Raw genomic sequence first — 17,863 nt, forward strand, 5'->3', positions numbered from 1 at the left:
TAAGCAGCATTAGTCGCGAACGGTTTGAACGAAAAGGGTGAGTAATGCCGGTACCAAAGCAAGGCGGCTATTGTGGCAAAAGATGGGGAGCGGCGCTAGAAACGGCCGAGGGGTGGCGCAAGAAAAAGGCTGCCCGGAGGCAGCCTTCGTCAGCAATTGTGCAGGGTGCTTAGTGGATACCCAGCTTCTTCTCTAGGTAGTGGATGTTGGCGCCACCGTGCTGGAAGTTTTCGTCGGCCATAATGTCCTGCTGCAGCGGGACGTTGGTTTTGATCCCGTCGATGATCATTTCGCTCAGGGCATTCTTCATGCGGGCAATGGCCACATCACGGTTCTCACCGTAAGTGATCAGTTTGCCGATCATGGAATCGTAGTGCGGTGGTACGCTGTAGCCCGAGTAGATGTGGGACTCCCAACGGACGCCCATACCGCCTGGCGAATGGAAACGGGTGATTTTGCCCGGACATGGCAGGAAGCGGACCGGATCTTCTGCGTTGATCCGGCACTCGATCGCATGGCCGCGCAGCTTGATGTCATCCTGAGTGAACGACAGTGGCTGGCCTGCCGCGATACGCAGCTGCTCTTTGATCAGGTCAATGCCGGTCACCATTTCCGTCACCGGGTGCTCAACCTGAATTCGGGTGTTCATTTCAATGAAGTAGAACTCACCGTTTTCATACAGGAACTCGAATGTCCCGGCACCACGGTAGCCGATTTCAACACAGGCACGGGTACAACGTTCACCGATGTACTTGCGCATCTCTTCGGTGATGCCCGGTGCTGGTGCTTCTTCAACGACTTTCTGGTGGCGACGCTGCATGGAACAGTCACGCTCACCCAGATGGATCGCACCGCCCTGACCGTCAGCCAGCACCTGAACCTCAATGTGACGTGGGTTTTCCAGGAATTTTTCCATGTAAACGACGTCGTTATTGAAGGCTGCCTTGGCTTCGGCGCGGGTCATCGCAATCGATTCGATCAGATCGCTTTCGCTGCGCACGACACGCATCCCACGACCGCCGCCACCACCGGACGCCTTGATGATCACCGGGTAGCCGATGCGCTTGGCACAAGCTTTGTTCTTGGCTTCATCATCGCCCAGCGGGCCGTCAGAGCCCGGCACACACGGTACGCCGGCTTTTTTCATGGAAGTGATCGCAGAAACTTTGTCACCCATCATGCGGATGGTGTCCGCTTTCGGGCCGACAAAGATAAAGCCGCTGCGCTCAACTTGCTCGGCAAAGTCTGCGTTCTCAGACAGGAAGCCATACCCCGGGTGGATGGCAACCGCGCCGGTGATTTCCGCGGCACTGATGATGCGCGGGATGTTCAGGTAACTTTCGCCGCTTGGTGCCGGACCGATACAGATCGCTTCATCTGCCAGCAGCACGTGCTTCAGATCGCGGTCTGCCGTGGAGTGAACGGCAACGGTTTTGATACCCAGCTCTTTACAGGCACGCAAAATACGCAGGGCAATTTCGCCTCGGTTGGCGATAACAATTTTATCTAACATATCGCGCCCCGGTTACTCGATGATAACGAGCGGCTGATCAAACTCAATGGCATCGCCATCTTCTGCAAGGATCGCCACAACCGTACCGGCTTTGTCAGCTTCGATCTGGTTCATCATCTTCATCGCTTCAACGATGCACAGGGTATCGCCGACTTTGACGCTCTGGCCAACTTCAACAAATGGCTTCGCATCCGGGCTTGGCGCGCGGTAGAAAGTCCCGACCATTGGCGACAGCACAGAGTGACCGGCAGGCGTTGACGGCGTGGTGGTCGCTTGCGCTTCAGGCGCTTCAATGGCAACGGCTGGCGCCGGCGCGACTGGTGCTGCAGGTGCGTACATTTGGGCGTGTGCCGGTGCAGCAACAACGGTAGAGTTACGGCTGATGCGTACTGACTCTTCACCTTCAGAGATTTCCAGCTCAGAAATACCAGACTCTTCAACCAGTTCGATCAGTTTTTTAATCTTACGAATATCCATTTATCTTTCTCTGTTTTGTTCGTTTAGCGATGGGAAGGCAGCAATGGGCGGCCTCCACGGCGAATGTTAATTCAGGTCGGCGATGGCCTGCAGGCGGCGAACGGCCGCTTGCAGTGCAAATTCATAACCGTCGGTGCCTAGTCCGCAGATCACCCCAACAGCCTGATCCGACAGGTAAGAATGGTGTCGGAACGGCTCACGGGCATGCACATTGGACAGGTGCACTTCAATAAACGGGATGCTGACCCCCAGCAAGGCATCGCGAATGGCGACGCTGGTATGGGTGTAAGCCGCCGGGTTGATCAGGATGAAATCCACCCGGTCTCGGGCCTGATGGATCGCTTCAATCAGCGCGTGCTCGGCATTGGATTGAAGGTGTTCCAGGGTCGCGCCCAGTGCATGTGCTTTGGCAGACAGGTTGGCCACGATCTCGTCCAGCGTTTGCTGACCGTAGATCCCTGGCTCGCGGGTCCCGAGTAGATTCAGGTTGGGGCCATTGAGTAATAAAATTCGGTAGTTTGTCGACATCTTGAGGCTATTTTACTCGTAATTAGGGGAATGTGTCAGGTTGTCGCATTGAAATGCAAACCAGCTGTTTTTTCTTCCCGTAGTTGCTGCCAAAACACGCTTGCTGAGCAATTATAGAGAATTCACCACAATTAGCAGCAAAATACTGGTCTAATCACCACTTTTGACCTGAACATCTGTACGCTGAAAACTGGATGGCGGCCGGATGACGCCCTATCAGGCTCGGGGGCCGTGGTGGTTTGCGGTTCGGCGCACGTTGGATGCAATGTTGTTCAGTGTAGCTTGCTTATCGCTTCGGTTCGCGATGAGCGCGGGAGTTTTAGGCCTCGATCAAAAAAACCGCCCGCAGGCGGTTTTTATTGGGCCGGATCACAGGACTTTCTGTTTCTCGGCAATCAGCTTCTCGACCACGCTCGGATCGGCCAGGGTCGACGTATCTCCCAGGGTGGCCGTGTCGCCGGTGGCAATCTTGCGCAGAATACGGCGCATGATTTTGCCCGAGCGGGTTTTCGGCAGCGCGTCGGTCCAGTGCAGGAAGTCCGGGGTGGCAATCGGGCCGATTTCCTTGCGGACCCAGTCCTTGACTTCTTTGTGCAGCTCGGCAGTCGGCACTTCACCGTTGTTCAGGGTGATATAGGCATAAATGGCCTGACCCTTGATGTCGTGCGGGACCCCGACAATGGCGGCTTCGGCAATTTTGTCGAAGGCCACCAGCGCGGATTCGATCTCGGCGGTGCCCATCCGGTGACCGGAAATGTTCAGCACGTCATCGACCCGACCGGTGATCCAGTAGTAGCCGTCTTCGTCGCGACGGGCCCCGTCTCCGGTAAAGTACATGCCCTGGAACGTCGAGAAGTAGGTTTGCTCAAAGCGCTCGTGATCGCCCCACAGGGTGCGCATTTGTCCCGGCCAGGAGTCAATCATCACCAGGTTGCCTTCAGTGGCCCCTTCGAGAATGTTGCCCATGTTATCGACCAGTGCCGGCTGTACACCGAAGAACGGACGGGTGGCTGAGCCCGGCTTCAGGGCGGTTGCACCCGGCAGCGGGGTGATCAGGATCCCGCCGGTCTCGGTTTGCCACCAGGTATCGACAATCGGGCAACGGCTGTCGCCGATGGTGCGGTGGTACCACTCCCAGGCTTCCGGGTTGATCGGCTCACCGACCGAGCCCATGATCCGCAGGGAAGTGCGTTTGGTGCCTTCAATAGCGGCGTTGCCTTTGGCCATCAGGGCGCGGATCGCGGTTGGGGCGGTATAGAGAATGTTGACCTGGTGCTTGTCGACCACTTCGCTCATGCGGCTGGTGGACGGATAATTCGGCACCCCTTCAAACAACAGGGTCGTTGCCCCGTTCGCCAGCGGGCCGTAGACCAGGTAGCTGTGACCGGTGATCCAGCCCACATCCGCGGTACACCAGTAGACATCGCCTTCCTGGTAGTCGAACACGTATTTGAAGGTCATAGTGGCATACACCAGGTAGCCGCCGGTGGTGTGCAGGACCCCTTTCGGTTTCCCGGTGGAGCCCGAGGTATAGAGGATGAACAGCGGATCTTCGGCGTTCATCTCTTCCGGCTCGCAATGGGCAGAGGCAACAGCCGTGGCTTCATGCCACCAGACATCGCGCGTGTCATCCCAGGCGATCTCGCCGCCGGTGCGCTTGAACACCACGACTTTTTCGATACTGGTCACGTCGCTGTTGGCCAGGGCAGCGTCGACATTTTGCTTCAATGGCACGGCACGGCCGCCGCGCATCCCTTCATCAGCAGTGACAACGACTTTGGCATTGGAGTCGATGATCCGCCCGGCCAGGGCTTCCGGCGAGAATCCGCCGAAGACGATGGTGTGGACGGCGCCGATGCGGGTACAGGCCAGCATGGCGACGGCAGCTTCGGCCACCATCGGCATGTACAGGCAGACGACATCGCCTTTGCGAACGCCCTGGCTCTTCAGCGCGTTGGCAAATTTACAGACTTGTTCGTGCAGCTCGTTGTAGGTCAGGGTGGCATCATCAGCCGGGTCATCCCCTTCCCAGATGATGGCCGCTTGATCGCCGCGGGTGGCCAGGTGACGGTCGAGACAGTTGGCTGACACATTCAGGGTGCCGTCCTCAAACCATTTAACACTGACGTGGCCGGTGTCAAATGAGGTGTTCTTGACCTGGGTAAAAGGTTTGATCCAGTCAACAATCTGACCGTGCTCGCGCCAGAAGCCGGTTGGGTTAATCACCGACTGCTGGTACATCTCGCGGTACTGCTCGTCGTTGATATGGGCTTTGGCTGCGATGTCCTCGGTTACTGGATACACATGAACCTCACTCATTCTCTTCTCCTTGTGTTCCGTCACTGTCCATACCGGACCGGATAATGCTGGGTAATGCTTTCGGTTGTGTGGATATAACTTCCGACAGAATGCTGCCGGTCACAATTAGACTTTAGGATGAGAGAGGCCCTTCAGGGACGGCAATGGGCTGTTACATTGCCGTTGCAGTGAAAAGCTTGCACCGGGCAGGCGGTCTCGTCAGGCCGAGCGCAGGGTCGGGATGTCGCCGTGCTTGAGCCGGACATAGATCAGCGCGGCGGTAATGGCATCTTGCAGGGCGTCGTGCCGCTCCGGTACCGGCAGATCCAGGTGACGGCTGATGGCCTCCAGACTGAGGTCGTAGTAGGCATTGGGCAGCAGCCGCTCAAGGCGTTCGTGGTAGAGATGGCTCACTTCCACCACTTTGTTCGGGAGCGTAAAGTCGAACAGTCGCCGGTAGTAGCGATCGAGGATCGTCTTGTCGTAGCGGATGTGGTAACCGACTAACGGCCGATTGCCGATGAAATCGAGCAACTGACGCAGGGCCTCGCGCTCCTCCATCCCTTCCTGCAAGTCCTGGTGGCGGATCCGGTGCACGGTGACCGAGTCGGCATCCAGGCTGCCCGGCGCGCGCAGGGTCAGGTGGATCGACTGGCTGGTCATGATCCGGTTGGCTTTAATACGCGTCGCGGCAATCGTCACCAGCTCGGCACTGTGCGGATCCAGGCTGGTGGTTTCGCAGTCGAGCGACACCAGTTCATCCCCTTGGTAGCGCTGAAACAGCGCCTGGTGCGGGGTATCCTTGAATTTATGTTGGTACCACCAACGGCTGAGCATATTCATGACATCTCCTCAACGGGCGGTCCGCAGGCGAACCACCGACACCGGGTTAATCCCGGATCTGATAGTGGTAACCCAACCACTCCTTGAATTTCTTCACCACATGCAGGCTGTGGCGCAGCAGATCCCGCTCGGCCCGGCTCAGAACGCTGATATCCAGGTGCTGTTGCAGCCCCCGGCTCTGCGGATCCTGATGCTGGCTCAGTTGCTGGCGCAGGCGCAGCTTGATAAACAGTTTGAGGGCCTCGCTCAGGTTGGAGGCCGTATCGGATTCCAACACCCGGCGGTGGGTCAGTTGGTCAATCCGGGCAAAGGTGTTGTTGTCGGCGATGGCGTGCTCCAGCGCCAGGGCCCGGATGCCGTGGACAATGGGAAAAATCCCGCCGCGCTTGATATCCAGTCCTTCCTTGCCGGCTTTCAGTTTGCCGAACAGGGTCAGTGGCACACTGAACTTCAGGGCTGGCCGGGTGAAGGTTGCCAGCAGCAATTCCTGATCGGCCAGCCGCTGGTGGAGGTGGTCCTGCAACGGGGTCAGCAACGCCCGGTTGCCGGCCACCGCGTGGCTGTCGGCCAGAATGGCCAGGGACATCATGGTGTTTTCAGTACCGGCCCGGGCAAAATCACTGATGGTATGTAACCACTCACTTTGATGCTTGACCCACTGCGGGTTGTTGACCATGACTTTGCCGGGACATAGCGGATAGCCCAGTTGGTGCAGGGTCTGGGTCAGTTGGGCCATGACCTGCGCGCAGTCCGGCCAGTCAATCCCGTCCTGGATGATCAGGGCATTGTCCTGGTCGGTTTTGAGGATCTGCTCGCCGCGTCCTTCCGAGCCCATCACCATCAGGCAGCAATGGTCGTGCATCTCGGGCGGGACCACCAGCTGGAAGGCTTTCTCGATAATCTGCTCGTTGACGGTGGCAATCAGCTCCATCACGAACAGGGTGTGGATGCCGTTGTTAAACAGGGTTTCCACCAACCGGTGCTGACTACCGGCGGCCAGCGCCAGCTCATCGATGGTCTCGGCCCGGGCAATGCGCAGGGTCAGCACATGGGAGTGGGTGGAAAACAGGCTCAGCACCTGGGTGAGATCCAGCATTCCGGCCACTTCATCGCCGTCGAGTACCTGTACCCGCTTCACTTTATGTCGGGTCATGGCCAGCATGGCATTGAACAGGAAATCCCCCTTGTTCACGCTGATCACCGGGGTTGTGGCGACCTGGCTGACCGGTGTTGAGGGCGGCAGGCCGTCCAGCAGCACGGCATGCAGCAGGTTGGTGCGGGTGACGATGCCGTATTGCGGCGTGGCATTGAGTTTGACCAGCGCGGCATCCATACGGTGATCGCGCATGGCTTGGGTGACGGCGGTGAGATTGGTCTCGTGCGGCACAATCAGGCAGGGCTGGATGTTGTCATCGCTGATTTTGGTCAGGATAAATTCGGCCAGGTTTTGTTGCTGGTGTGCCTCGTCCAGCAGTTGCTGGCGCTGGGCCAGGTTGCCGTCAAAGTAGGCGGCAAACTGCGCGTTGGACTGGTACAGCTCGACAAAATGGGTGCGCGGCAGCAGGTAGCACAAGGTGTCTTCCAGCGCCTGGTAATGGTGGCGGCTGTGCTGATCGAGCTGGGCACGGACATCAAACAAGTCGTCGGCCGTGTAATGGGCGAAAATCTCCTGGCCGTCGGCCGAGCGCTCTTCCACGCTGCCTTTGATAATAATATAGAGCTGCTGGCAGGCTTCGTCGGCTTCGATAATGGTCTCCCCGGCCCGGAAATAGGCAACATCCAGGGCATCACGCAAGCACTGTTGCTGGTTGTCGCTGAGGCGGTCAAAGGGTGGCAACGAGGTATCGAATTTATCTGGCATAACAAGCTTCCGCACAAAGGGCGCATGGCGCACAGAAAAAGGATTGGGTATTTATGCTAGCTAGTGTTGTTCAGGACGGCAGTAAGCTCCAGACGACTTTAGTCTAGGGTCGGACTGGGTGAGTGGGCGCTCATCAGGCGGCGGGGTTTCCGTCTTCTTGCCGGCTGTTGTGTTAGCGGTCGTGATAGCGGTCGGCGGGCTGGCGGGATAAGAAAAGGGGAAAATAAATTGTCTGATAATTTCGTTGGGGCGAGCAGGGGATATTCGGCATAATAGCGGCTGATTATTCTTCATTCTGCATATAGGATTTGGCATGTTGCGAAGCAGCCCGTTCGGGTGGACCTCACAATACCTGATTGGTTTCTTTTTTAATTACGGCGTTTATTTGCCTTTCTGGGCCTTGTGGCTGGCCCATCTCGGGGTCAGCGCTTCCAATATCGGCTTGTTACTCGGGTTGGGGTTTGCGGTCCGCTGTCTGGCGAACCTGGTGATCACGCCGCGGATTCACCGGGCCGAACACCTGATCCCGGCGTTGCGCTGGCTGGCACTGGCCACCTTGCTCAGCTGTATTGCGTATATTTACTGCGGCGGAAGTTTGTGGGCACTAACTATTGTGACGGTTGCCTATAACTTGCTGGTTGGCCCGATCATGCCGCTGTCAGATGCGGTCGCCAACCACTACGCCAAAGACGGCCATTTAGACTATGGTCGAACCCGGCTGTGGGGCTCGATCGCGTTTATCGCCGGCTCGACCGTGGTCGGCATGCTGGCCGCCCGATACGATGCGTCGGTGATCCCCTGGGTGGCCGTTGCCGGGATGGTTGCTGCGCTGTTGTTCTCCCTACGTCAGCCGACGGTGCCGCTGATCTCCGAGGGCGATCAGGCGCAGGCGCGCCCGGCACTGATGCAGATGATGACTGACCATCAGGTGGTACGTTTTCTGGTGATTATTGCCCTGTTGCAGGGCAGCCACGCCGCCTATTACAGCTTCAGCACCATTTACTGGAAGGGCGTCGGTCACAGTGAAGATGTGATTGGCTACCTCTGGAGCTTCAGTGTGGTGGCGGAAGTGGCGGTGTTTGCTTTCAGTAAGTACTTATTCTCCGGCTGGAGTGTGGCCGCGATGTTCCGCCTGGCGGCGGTCGGCGTCATGCTGCGCTGGGGGATCACGGCGACCATGACGGAGCTGCCGGTGCTGGTGGCGGTCCAGGCGCTGCACGGGGTGACGTTTGCTGCGTGTCACCTGGCGACGATTCGTTATATCCAGCATGCCCAGAGCAATCAGGTGGTGGCGTTGCAGGCGCTGTATAATGCCTTGCCGCTGGGGGCGTTCATGGCGCTGATGACGGCGCTCAGCGGCTGGCTGTACGGCATGTGGGGCGCCAACGTGTTCTGGCTGATGGCGGCCATGGGTGCGCCGGTCCTGCTGATGAAAATTGACTCCCAGCCGGATCGCCGGGTGGCCGAAGCCCGCAGCTGATCCCGCGACTTACGCGAACTGAACACCTTGCCTGTGCCGATGCGGATCGGCGCAGGCTCCCCGCTTGTTCATCCGCCTGCCAACGTTCCTCCTCTGCTTACCGCCACTTCTCCTTTGCCCGCGGAACTTCGCCTGCAGCACCTCGCCCGCTGAAGAAGTGTGATCATGCTGATTGAGTGCAACCGCACCGATCCGCTACCATGCGTTTACCTCTTATTTACAATCAGGAAGTATCATGGCACTGGGATGGATCGTTGTGCCGGTTTCGCTGGCCTACCTGGGATTGCTGTTTCTGATCGCCTGGTACGGCGATAAAAAACCGCAATGGATGGCGGGATGGCGGCCGTGGATTTACAGTCTCTCAATTGCAGTTTACTGCACCTCTTGGACCTTTTACGGCACGGTCGGCCAGGCCAGCCAGAATATCTGGTCGTTTATACCGATTTACCTGGCGCCGATCCTGGTGTTCACCGTGGGCTGGCGGATCCTGGCTCGGCTGGTGCTGATCGCCAAACGCGAACATATCACCTCCATCGCCGACTTCATTGCCGCCCGTTATGGCAAATCCCAGGGGCTCGCGGTGGTGGTTACCCTGATTGCGGTGATCGGCATCCTGCCGTATATCGCCCTGCAACTGCGGGGGATCACCATGGGTCTGGCGCAGATTGCCCCGTCGCTCGGTCAGCAAAGCGGGGTTGATGACAGCGATATTGCCTGGATGGTCACTGCCGCGCTGGCGGTGTTCACCGTGCTGTTCGGCACCCGCCATATCGATAGTACCGAGCATCACCGCGGCATGATGATGGCGGTGGCGTTTGAGTCGATCGTCAAGCTGGTGGCATTTTTGATTGTCGGGGTGTTTGCGCTCGGTCTGCTGGCGGATCTGCCGGTAGAGGCGCTGGCCGGAGCACTCGATGCCCCCGCCGTCACCCCGGATTTCGGCAGCCTGCTGATCCATATGCTGCTGACCATGGCGGCGATTATCTGTCTGCCGCGCCAGTTTCATACCATTGTGGTGGAAAACAGCCGGGCGCAGGATTTGCACCTGGCCCGCTGGGTGTTTCCGGGCTACCTGCTGTTGATGGGACTGTTCGTGGTGCCGCTGGCGCTGGCCGGCCAGGCCCTGCTGCCGGGCGTGGTGGCCGACACCTATGTGATTAACCTGCCGTTGTTGCAGGGGGCCGACGAGATTGCCCTGCTGGCATTCCTCGGCGGGACGTCGGCGGCGACCGGGATGGTAATTGTCTCGACGATTGCCCTGACCATCATGGTGTCTAACGATTTGGTGTTGCCGCTGCTGCTGCGGCGGCTGCGGATCTCCGGGCGCAATTTCGCCGAGTTTTCCGGCCTGCTGCTCAATGTGCGCCGGACCCTGATCCTGCTGCTGCTGACGGCCGCCTGGGGCTTTCATCAGGTGCTGGATGAGATTGAGTCGCTGTCGGCGATCGGTTTTCTCTCGTTTGCTGCCATTGCTCAGTTTGCCCCGGCGCTGCTCGGCGGGATTTACTGGCGCGAGGGTAACCGCAAAGGCGTGTACGCCGGGATGCTCGGTGGATTGGCGATCTGGGTCATCACCATGATGAACCAGACCCAGATGCTGGCCGGCAGCGCGGAAACCAACCTGCTGCTGTGGCTGCTGACGCCGCCGCAATGGCCGGTGCTGAAACAGCTGGCACCGGTGGATTGGGGCATGCTGCTGAGCCTGCTGGTGAACCTGGCGTTGTATGTCGCGGTGTCGCTGCTGACCCGCACCTCGCTGACGGAGCGGTTGCAGGCGGCGACCTTCGTCGGTGCGCCGTTGCCGGACTCGGAGAATGCCAGCCTGTACCAGACCCGGGTGACGGTGGCCGAGCTGGAAATGCTGGCGGCGCGCTTCGTCGGCCGCAAGCGGGTGCGTTATGCCTTCTCGCAGTTTGCCGAGCAGCACCACGCCGACTTGCTGCCGCAGCAACAGGCGCCGGCCACGCTGATCCGCCATACCGAGCGGGTGCTGGCGGGGGTCTTCGGGGCCTCCTCGGCACGGCTGGTGCTGACCTCGGCCCTGCAGGGGCGCAACATGCAGCTGGAAGAGGTGGCGACGATTGTCGACGAGGCGTCGGAGCTGTTCGATTTCAGTCGCGGGCTGTTGCAGGGGGCGATTGAACATATCAGTCAGGGCATTGCGGTGGTCGACAAACAGCTGCGGCTGGTGGCTTGGAACCAGCGTTACCTGGAGCTGTTTTCGTTTCCGCCGGGGCTGATCCAGGTCGGGCGGCCGATTGCCGATGTGATCCGCCATAACGCTCAGCAGGGGCTGTGTGGCCCGGGCGATCCGGAGCGGCATGTCGCCAAGCGGGTCGAGCACCTGAAACGGGGCACGGCCCATACCTCGTCGCGGATCCGTCCCGACGGGCAGGTGATTGAAGTGCAGGGCAATCCGATGCCCGGCGGGGGCTTTGTGATGAGCTTTTCCGATATTACGGATTTCCGCCTGGCGGAAGAGGCGCTGAAGGAAGCCAATGAAAACCTGGAAGCCCGGGTGCGGCAGCGGACCCGCGAACTGGAACTGCTTAACCGTCAGCTGGTCTCAGCGACGCAGCAGGCAGAGCACCAGGCCCACTCCAAAAGCCGGTTTCTGGCCGCGGTCAGCCATGATTTGATGCAGCCGCTCAATGCTGCCCGGCTGTTTTCGTCCTCCCTGACCGAGGTGGCCAAGGATCCGCAGGCGGTGGCGGAGGTGGTGAAGCTGGCCCAGCATATCGAAAGTGCCCTGGGGGGCGCGGAAGATCTGATTGGCGATCTGCTGGATGTGTCACGGCTGGAGGCGGGTAAGTTGCAGGTGAATGTGCGTGCGTTCCCGGCCAGTGAAGTGCTCGATACTCTCAGCGCCGAGTTCAGCGCCCTGGCCCGTGAGCAGGGGCTCACCTTTAAGGTGGTCAACAGCCGGGCGGTGATTGTGTCTGATCCCAAGCTGCTGCGTCGGGCCTTGCAGAACTTTCTGACCAACGCTTTTCGTTACAATCCGGGCGGTAAGGTGGTGCTCGGGATCCGGCGCTCGGCAGAGCGGCTGCAAATTCAGGTGTGGGATAACGGCCCGGGGATCCCGGAGGAGAAGCAGGCCCATATCTTTGAAGAGTTTACTCGGATTGAACGCAACGGAGTCGACCATGGCCTGGGGCTGGGACTGGCAATTGCCCGCGGCATCTGCCGGGTGCTCAACCACCCGCTGGCCATGCGTTCCTGGCCGGGGCAGGGCACAGTATTTGAACTGGGGGTTGCGCGCGGTGTGGCGGTGGCGCCGGTTGTCTCGGATCCGGTCGCGCCGGTGTCGGCACCGCTGGCCGGGCTGAAAGTGCTGTGTGTCGATAATGAGCCGGATATTTTGCTGGGGATGGACAGCCTGTTGTCGCGCTGGGGCTGTGAAGTGCGTCTGGCCGAAACGGTGTCGCAGGCGATGCAGCGGCTGGATGACGGCTGGCGGCCGGATTTTGTGTTGAGTGATTACCACCTGACCCATCAGCAAACCGGCTTGCAGGTGCTGCATCAGTGCTGTCTGCGTCTCGGCAAAACCTTCAAGGGGGTGGTGATCAGTGCCGACCGCACCGATGAAATCCAGCAGGCAATCCGGGGACACGGCTTTGGCTTTATCAGCAAACCGGTCAAGCCGCTCAAGCTGCGGGCGTTGCTGAACCAGCATCGGCGCGAAACCGCCCAGGAGCCGGGGCACACGGGTTGATGCATGAAAAAACGGAGCCGAGGCTCCGTTTTGTTTTGAGGTTTGGGTTCGGGGTTTGCGCTTAGTGATCGTGCGCAGCTCCGGCCCCTTTCGGATAGCGAATGGACTCCACCATATCCTGGACTTCGGTCGGGACTTCGGCGGTGAACTTGTTCACGACAATCGAAACCACGAAGTTCAGACACATCCCCAGCGTACCAATCCCTTCCGGGCTGATACCGAACCACCAGTTTTCAGGCGTGCTGGCAGCCGGGTTGATGAACTTGAAGTACACGATGTACGAGGCGGTGAACAGGATCCCGGTCAACATCCCGGCAATCGCGCCTTCCTTGTTCATCTTCTTATAGAAGATCCCCAGGATAATGGCCGGGAAGAAGGATGCCGCTGCCAGACCGAAGGCAAAGGCGACCACCTGAGCCACGAATCCTGGTGGGTTGATCCCCAGGTAACCGGCACCGATGACGGCAGCCGCAGCACCGATCCGGGCGGCGAGCAGTTCCTGTTTGTCCGTCATATTCGGCTTGAAGCCTTTCTTGAGCAGGTCGTGAGAGACCGAGGTGGAAATCACCAGCAGCAGACCGGCAGCGGTCGACAGCGCGGCAGCCAGGCCACCGGCGGCCAGCAGGGCCACAACCCAGTTCGGCAGTTTCGCCAGCTCAGGGCTTGCCAGCACGATGATATCGCGGTTGATGTTCATTTCGTTGCGCTCGTCACCGGAGTAGAACATCCGGCCGTCGCCGTTTTTATCTTCCCATTTCACCAGGCCGGTGGCTTCCCAGTTGGTCACCCAGCTTGGTGCTTCTTCGGCCAGGACGCCCTGGTTCTGCGGACCGTTGATGGTCTCGATCATGTTGACGCGGGCAAAGGCGGCAACGGCAGGGGCTGTGGTGTACAGCAGCGAGATAAACAGCAGGGCCCAGCCCGCAGAGATCCGTGCGTCACGTACACGCGGTACGGTGAAGAAGCGGATGATGACGTGTGGCAGACCGGCGGTCCCGACCATCAGCGCCGCGGTGATGAAGAACACATCGACCATGCTCTTCGAGCCGTCGGTATAGGCGGTAAAGCCGAGCTCCGTGGTTAGTCCGTCCAGCTTATCCATCAGGTAGGTTTCAGTGCCGGTAATGGTTGAGCCCATGCCGATTTGCGGCAGCGGGTTCCCGGTCATCATGATGGAGGTGAAGATCGCCGGCACCAGGAAGGCGAAAATCAGCACGCAGAACTGCGCCACCTGGGTGTAGGTGATCCCTTTCATGCCGCCGAGTACCGCGTAGAAGAACACGATGGCCATCCCGATGATGATTCCCAGGTTGATGTCGACTTCCAGGAAGCGGGCAAAGACCACGCCCACGCCACGCATTTGGCCTGCCACATAGGTAAAGGAAACGAAGATGGCACAGAAGACGGCAACCATACGGGCAGTTCTTGAATAGTAACGCTCGCCAATGAAGTCCGGCACCGTGAACTGACCGAACTTACGCAGGTAAGGGGCCAGACACAGCGCCAGCAGCACGTAGCCACCGGTCCAGCCCATCAGGTACACCCCGCCGTCATAACCGACGAAAGAGATGATCCCGGCCATGGAGATGAAGGAGGCAGCCGACATCCAGTCGGCTGCGGTGGCCATCCCGTTGGCGATTGGGTGGACGCCACCACCGGCGACGTAGAATTCACTGGTGGAGCCGGCACGGGCCCAGATGGCGATCCCGATATACAGGGCAAAGGTGATGCCCACTAAGATAAACGTCCAGGTTTGGATATCCATGAGCACCTCTTAATCTTCTTGAACGTTAAATTTACGGTCGAGCGCATTCATACGGACGACATAAATAAAAATCAGGGCCACAAAGGTGTAGATTGAGCCCTGCTGGGAAAACCAGAACCCCAGCTTGAAGCCGCCGAGGTGGATGGCATTGAGGGCATCGACAAACAACACCCCTGCGCCGTACGACACGAGGAACCAGATCGCCAGTAGGGTGCCCATGGTACTGAGATTTTCTTTCCAATAGGCTTGTGCCTGCTCCTTGGATTCAAACGCCATTGTCATCTCCTTTCACGTCATTGAAATCGCGTTAATGAAATGTTACATGCAGACAATAGCAACGATCGCGTGGGGAAGCTGTGCAACTTTAGTCGAGCCGGAAACGGCAAAACCGCCCCAAATGCGGCGGTTTTGTGAACAAGGCTAAGAATTGGGGGGAGGACGGCGGACGTGGCTTAGCCGAAAGTATAATGCGCGGATCCAAAATGATCCGCGCTTACGGTGTCAGATCCATTTGCTGCAGCAGGATCACCGCCTGGGTTCGGTTCTTGACCCCGAGTTTGCGGAAGATCGCGGTCATATGCGCCTTGATGGTCGCTTCCGATACATTGAGCTCATAGGCGATCTGCTTGTTGAGCAGGCCGTCTGAGAGCATGCACAGCACCTTGTATTGCTGCGGGGTCAGGGTGGCGATCCGCTCGGCCAGCTCATTGGTTTCTTCATCATCTTCTCCCAGGCCTTCGGGGAAAAAGGGCTCTCCGTCCAGCACCTGGTTCAGCGCGCCGATCAGCGCCCGCATATCGCTGGATTTGGGAATAAAGCCGAAGGCGCCGTGGCTGCGGACCTGGCGGATCACGCTGGTTTCCTCGCTGGCGGAAATCACCACAATCGGCAAGTCGGGGTAGCGGCTGCGCAGTTGGATCAGTCCGGACATGCCGTTGGCGCCGGGCATTTTCAAATCCAGCAAAATCAGGTCGATGTCGGGCTCTTTGTCGAGCAGGGCGAGTAGGGTATCGAGGGAATCTGCTTCCAGCAGGTTAGCGCCACTGATCGCCATGTGCACTGACTGAAACAGGGCATTGCGAAACAGCGGGTGATCATCGGCAATCACAATCGTGTACTGAGCGTCCATGGCAGTTGTTTCTCATTGTTTTTCATCAAGCTATCACTGCTTATAGCGTAGATCAATTTGTTAACACACAAGATCGGAGCTGGATCAGCCCCGGGCGAGACAGGATGTAATCGGCGGCAGCCCTGGTGATGCACCGGCATGGGGGAGGGTTTCCGGGACAGGCTGCGGTTGAAAGGTTGGTCTGAGAAACACACTGCGCACCCGGGGGTGCGCAGTAAGGGGTCGCGAGAGGGTTATTTCGGGCTCACCAGCTGGTGGTTTTGCAGGTGGGTCAGGAACGGATCGGCTTCCATAAACCCGGTCAGCCGGGCTTGGCTGAGCTTGTTGCCCCGGGCATCCCAGAAATCCAGGGTCGGCAGCCCCAGCACATTCATCTGTTGCAGCAAGTCAAAATCAGCCGGGGTGTTGCGGGTGACATCCGCCTGCAGCAGCACAAACCGACCGAGCTGCGGGGCCACCGCCGGGTCGTGGAAGGTGTACTTTTCAAACTCTTTGCAGGCCACACACCAGTCGGCGTAAAAATCCAGCATCACCGGTTTTCCTTCGGCCTTGGCCGCAGCCAGGGCCTGGTTCAGCTCGGCGACACTGGCCACTTGCTTGAACTCGACCGCCGGAGCCGCCGGCTCGCTCATGGGCTGGCCGAGCAGGGCGCTGAGCAGCGGCTGCGCGGCACCCAGCAGGCCGACAATCGCGACCACCGCCAGGGCACTGCTGCGCCAGGAGACGGCGAGCGTGCTTTTGACATGGTAGAGCCAGCCGAAGGCCGCCAGTCCCAGCAGCGACCACAGGTAAGGCACCACGGCGTGCGGCAGGATGCGCTCGAGCAGGAAGATTGGCACCGCGAGCAGGATGAAGCCGAAGAAGACTTTGACATGGTTCATCCACAGGCCGGCTTTCGGCAGCAGTTTATTGCCGAACATCGCCGCCAGGATCAGCGGGATCCCCATCCCGATGGCCAGTGCATACAGGGCGATGGCTCCGGTGAGTAAGTCCCCGCTCTGGGCAACGTAAATCAGCGCGCCGGACAGCGGGGCGGTGGTGCAGGGGGAGCAGACCAGGCCGGAGATCGCCCCCATCACGAAGACCCCGCCGCCGTGGCCACCCTGTTGCTTGTTACTTTGCTGGCTCAGCCAGGTCTGGAGACTGCTCGGCAGTTGCAGGGAATAGGCTCCGAACATCGACAGCGCCAGCGCGACGAACAGCACGCTCAGGCCCATCAGTACATACGGGTGTTGCAGCGCGGCCTGGAACTGCATCCCGGCGGACGCGACCACCAGGCCCAGCAGCGTGTAGGTCAGCGCCATGCCCTGAACGTAAGTGAAGGCCAGGCGGAAGGTGCGGCCCGGGCTGAGCTGGCCGTTGCCCAGCACAATCCCGGTCAGGATCGGGTACATCGGCAGCACGCAGGGGGTAAAGGCCAGCCCGATCCCCAGAGCCAGGAAGACCAGCGGGGTCCACCATTGCTCGGCCAGATCGCTGGCCAGCTGATCCTGCTCGGAGGCCGGGGCAGCGGCTTGGATAGTCGCGCTTGCCTGGGCACTGGTTTTGCGTTGTGAGTTGGTGCTGACTGGCGAAGTCGCACGTTGGCGGTCAGGCAGAAGATCGGCGGACGTCGTTCCCGCCGTCCCGGTGTCCTGGCGAGCGGTCACGGCCGAGAGCGGCACCTGACGGACCTCCGGCGGGTAACAGAACCCGGCTTCAGCACACCCTTGGTAGCGCACGGTCAGGGTGGCGCTATCGCCGGCTTCGAGCAGCGGGACGGTGACGGTGAGTGGTTCGGTGTAAATGTTTACTTCGCCGAAGAACTCGTCGTGATAAGGCTTGCCGCTTGGAATACTGAGTGTCCCGAGGCGGGCGGTGTCCGAGGAGACCGACAGCTGGTGCTGGTAGAGGTAGTAGCCGGGTTTGACCTGCCAGTCGAGGTAGACGACACCGCCCTGCTGGCTGAAGTTAAACGGGAAGGCTTCGTCAACCGTGACGAATTGGTTCGTCGGACTCCCCGACAGGCCCGGGAGGTTAAAGGCCGCTTGCAGCGGCGAACTCGTCAGGCCTGACAGGAGCAGGCCGGTTAGCGCAAGGACTGCCGCAAAGCGGGAGCGTCCGTTAGGTATTTTTCTGTTCATCATGATGGTCTGGCTCAGCGTCTGAGGCTCCCTGAATAATGAAAGCATATCAATGCCGCAGGTGGTCGGCAGGTTCGGCGGGGCGAATGACGCGCGGCCGAACCATCCGGGGGATCACTATACTCTCTCAG

The 17,863-nt window shown here is 59.4% G+C and carries 11 protein-coding genes and 2 pseudogenes; 3 read left to right on the forward strand and 10 right to left on the reverse strand.

Annotation, left to right across the window (positions count from 1 at the left end; all coding sequences use genetic code 11):
* Positions 1-169: 169 nt before the first annotated feature.
* From accC to VV869_RS22460, 6 genes are all read right to left on the reverse strand, one after another.
* Positions 170-1,513 (reverse strand): acetyl-CoA carboxylase biotin carboxylase subunit, encoded by a 1,344-nt coding sequence (gene accC / locus VV869_RS22435; protein ID WP_337737171.1) that lies wholly within the window; start codon positions 1,511-1,513, stop codon positions 170-172.
* Positions 1,514-1,525: 12 nt separating this feature from the next.
* Positions 1,526-1,990, reverse strand: a complete 465-nt coding sequence (accB, locus tag VV869_RS22440) for an acetyl-CoA carboxylase biotin carboxyl carrier protein (RefSeq protein ID WP_337737172.1) — start codon at positions 1,988-1,990, stop codon at positions 1,526-1,528.
* A gap of 66 nt (positions 1,991-2,056) precedes the next feature.
* Positions 2,057-2,518, reverse strand: a complete 462-nt coding sequence (gene aroQ, locus VV869_RS22445; protein WP_337737173.1) for a type II 3-dehydroquinate dehydratase — start codon at positions 2,516-2,518, stop codon at positions 2,057-2,059.
* A 369-nt stretch (positions 2,519-2,887) separates the two neighbouring features.
* On the reverse strand, positions 2,888-4,837 hold the full coding sequence (acs, locus tag VV869_RS22450; protein ID WP_337737174.1) for an acetate--CoA ligase: 1,950 nt from the start codon (positions 4,835-4,837) through the stop codon (positions 2,888-2,890).
* A gap of 198 nt (positions 4,838-5,035) precedes the next feature.
* Positions 5,036-5,659: a 3'-5' exonuclease gene (locus VV869_RS22455; RefSeq protein ID WP_337737175.1), complete on the reverse strand. Its 624-nt coding sequence runs from the start codon at positions 5,657-5,659 to the stop codon at positions 5,036-5,038.
* A gap of 46 nt (positions 5,660-5,705) precedes the next feature.
* Positions 5,706-7,520 (reverse strand): DUF294 nucleotidyltransferase-like domain-containing protein, encoded by a 1,815-nt coding sequence (locus tag VV869_RS22460; RefSeq protein WP_337737176.1) that lies wholly within the window; start codon positions 7,518-7,520, stop codon positions 5,706-5,708.
* A gap of 313 nt (positions 7,521-7,833) precedes the next feature.
* On the opposite strand from VV869_RS22460, the gene VV869_RS22465 reads away from it, so the two are divergent.
* The 3 genes and pseudogenes from VV869_RS22465 to VV869_RS22470 form a co-directional block, all read left to right on the forward strand.
* Positions 7,834-9,000 (forward strand): 3-phenylpropionate MFS transporter, encoded by a 1,167-nt coding sequence (locus VV869_RS22465; protein ID WP_337737178.1) that lies wholly within the window; start codon positions 7,834-7,836, stop codon positions 8,998-9,000.
* Positions 9,001-9,235: 235 nt separating this feature from the next.
* Positions 9,236-9,869: pseudogene (locus VV869_RS24450) on the forward strand (hybrid sensor histidine kinase/response regulator); the annotation flags it as partial.
* A 71-nt stretch (positions 9,870-9,940) separates the two neighbouring features.
* Positions 9,941-12,715, forward strand: a pseudogene (locus tag VV869_RS22470) (hybrid sensor histidine kinase/response regulator); the annotation flags it as partial.
* Between the two features lie 61 nt (positions 12,716-12,776).
* Here VV869_RS22470 and VV869_RS22475 read toward each other — a convergent pair.
* From VV869_RS22475 to VV869_RS22490, 4 genes are all read right to left on the reverse strand, one after another.
* On the reverse strand, positions 12,777-14,480 hold the full coding sequence (locus tag VV869_RS22475; RefSeq protein ID WP_337737180.1) for a sodium:solute symporter family protein: 1,704 nt from the start codon (positions 14,478-14,480) through the stop codon (positions 12,777-12,779).
* A gap of 9 nt (positions 14,481-14,489) precedes the next feature.
* Positions 14,490-14,756, reverse strand: a complete 267-nt coding sequence (locus VV869_RS22480) for a DUF4212 domain-containing protein (protein ID WP_261601153.1) — start codon at positions 14,754-14,756, stop codon at positions 14,490-14,492.
* A gap of 217 nt (positions 14,757-14,973) precedes the next feature.
* A complete protein-coding gene (locus VV869_RS22485) occupies positions 14,974-15,609 on the reverse strand; it encodes a response regulator transcription factor (protein ID WP_337737181.1) in 636 nt (211 codons plus the stop codon).
* Positions 15,610-15,842: 233 nt separating this feature from the next.
* Positions 15,843-17,732, reverse strand: a complete 1,890-nt coding sequence (locus tag VV869_RS22490) for a protein-disulfide reductase DsbD (RefSeq protein WP_443147360.1) — start codon at positions 17,730-17,732, stop codon at positions 15,843-15,845.
* Positions 17,733-17,863: the final 131 nt, after the last annotated feature.

This window comes from Photobacterium sp. MCCC 1A19761, from assembly GCF_037389125.1.
Classification (GTDB): Bacteria; Pseudomonadota; Gammaproteobacteria; order Enterobacterales; family Vibrionaceae; genus Photobacterium.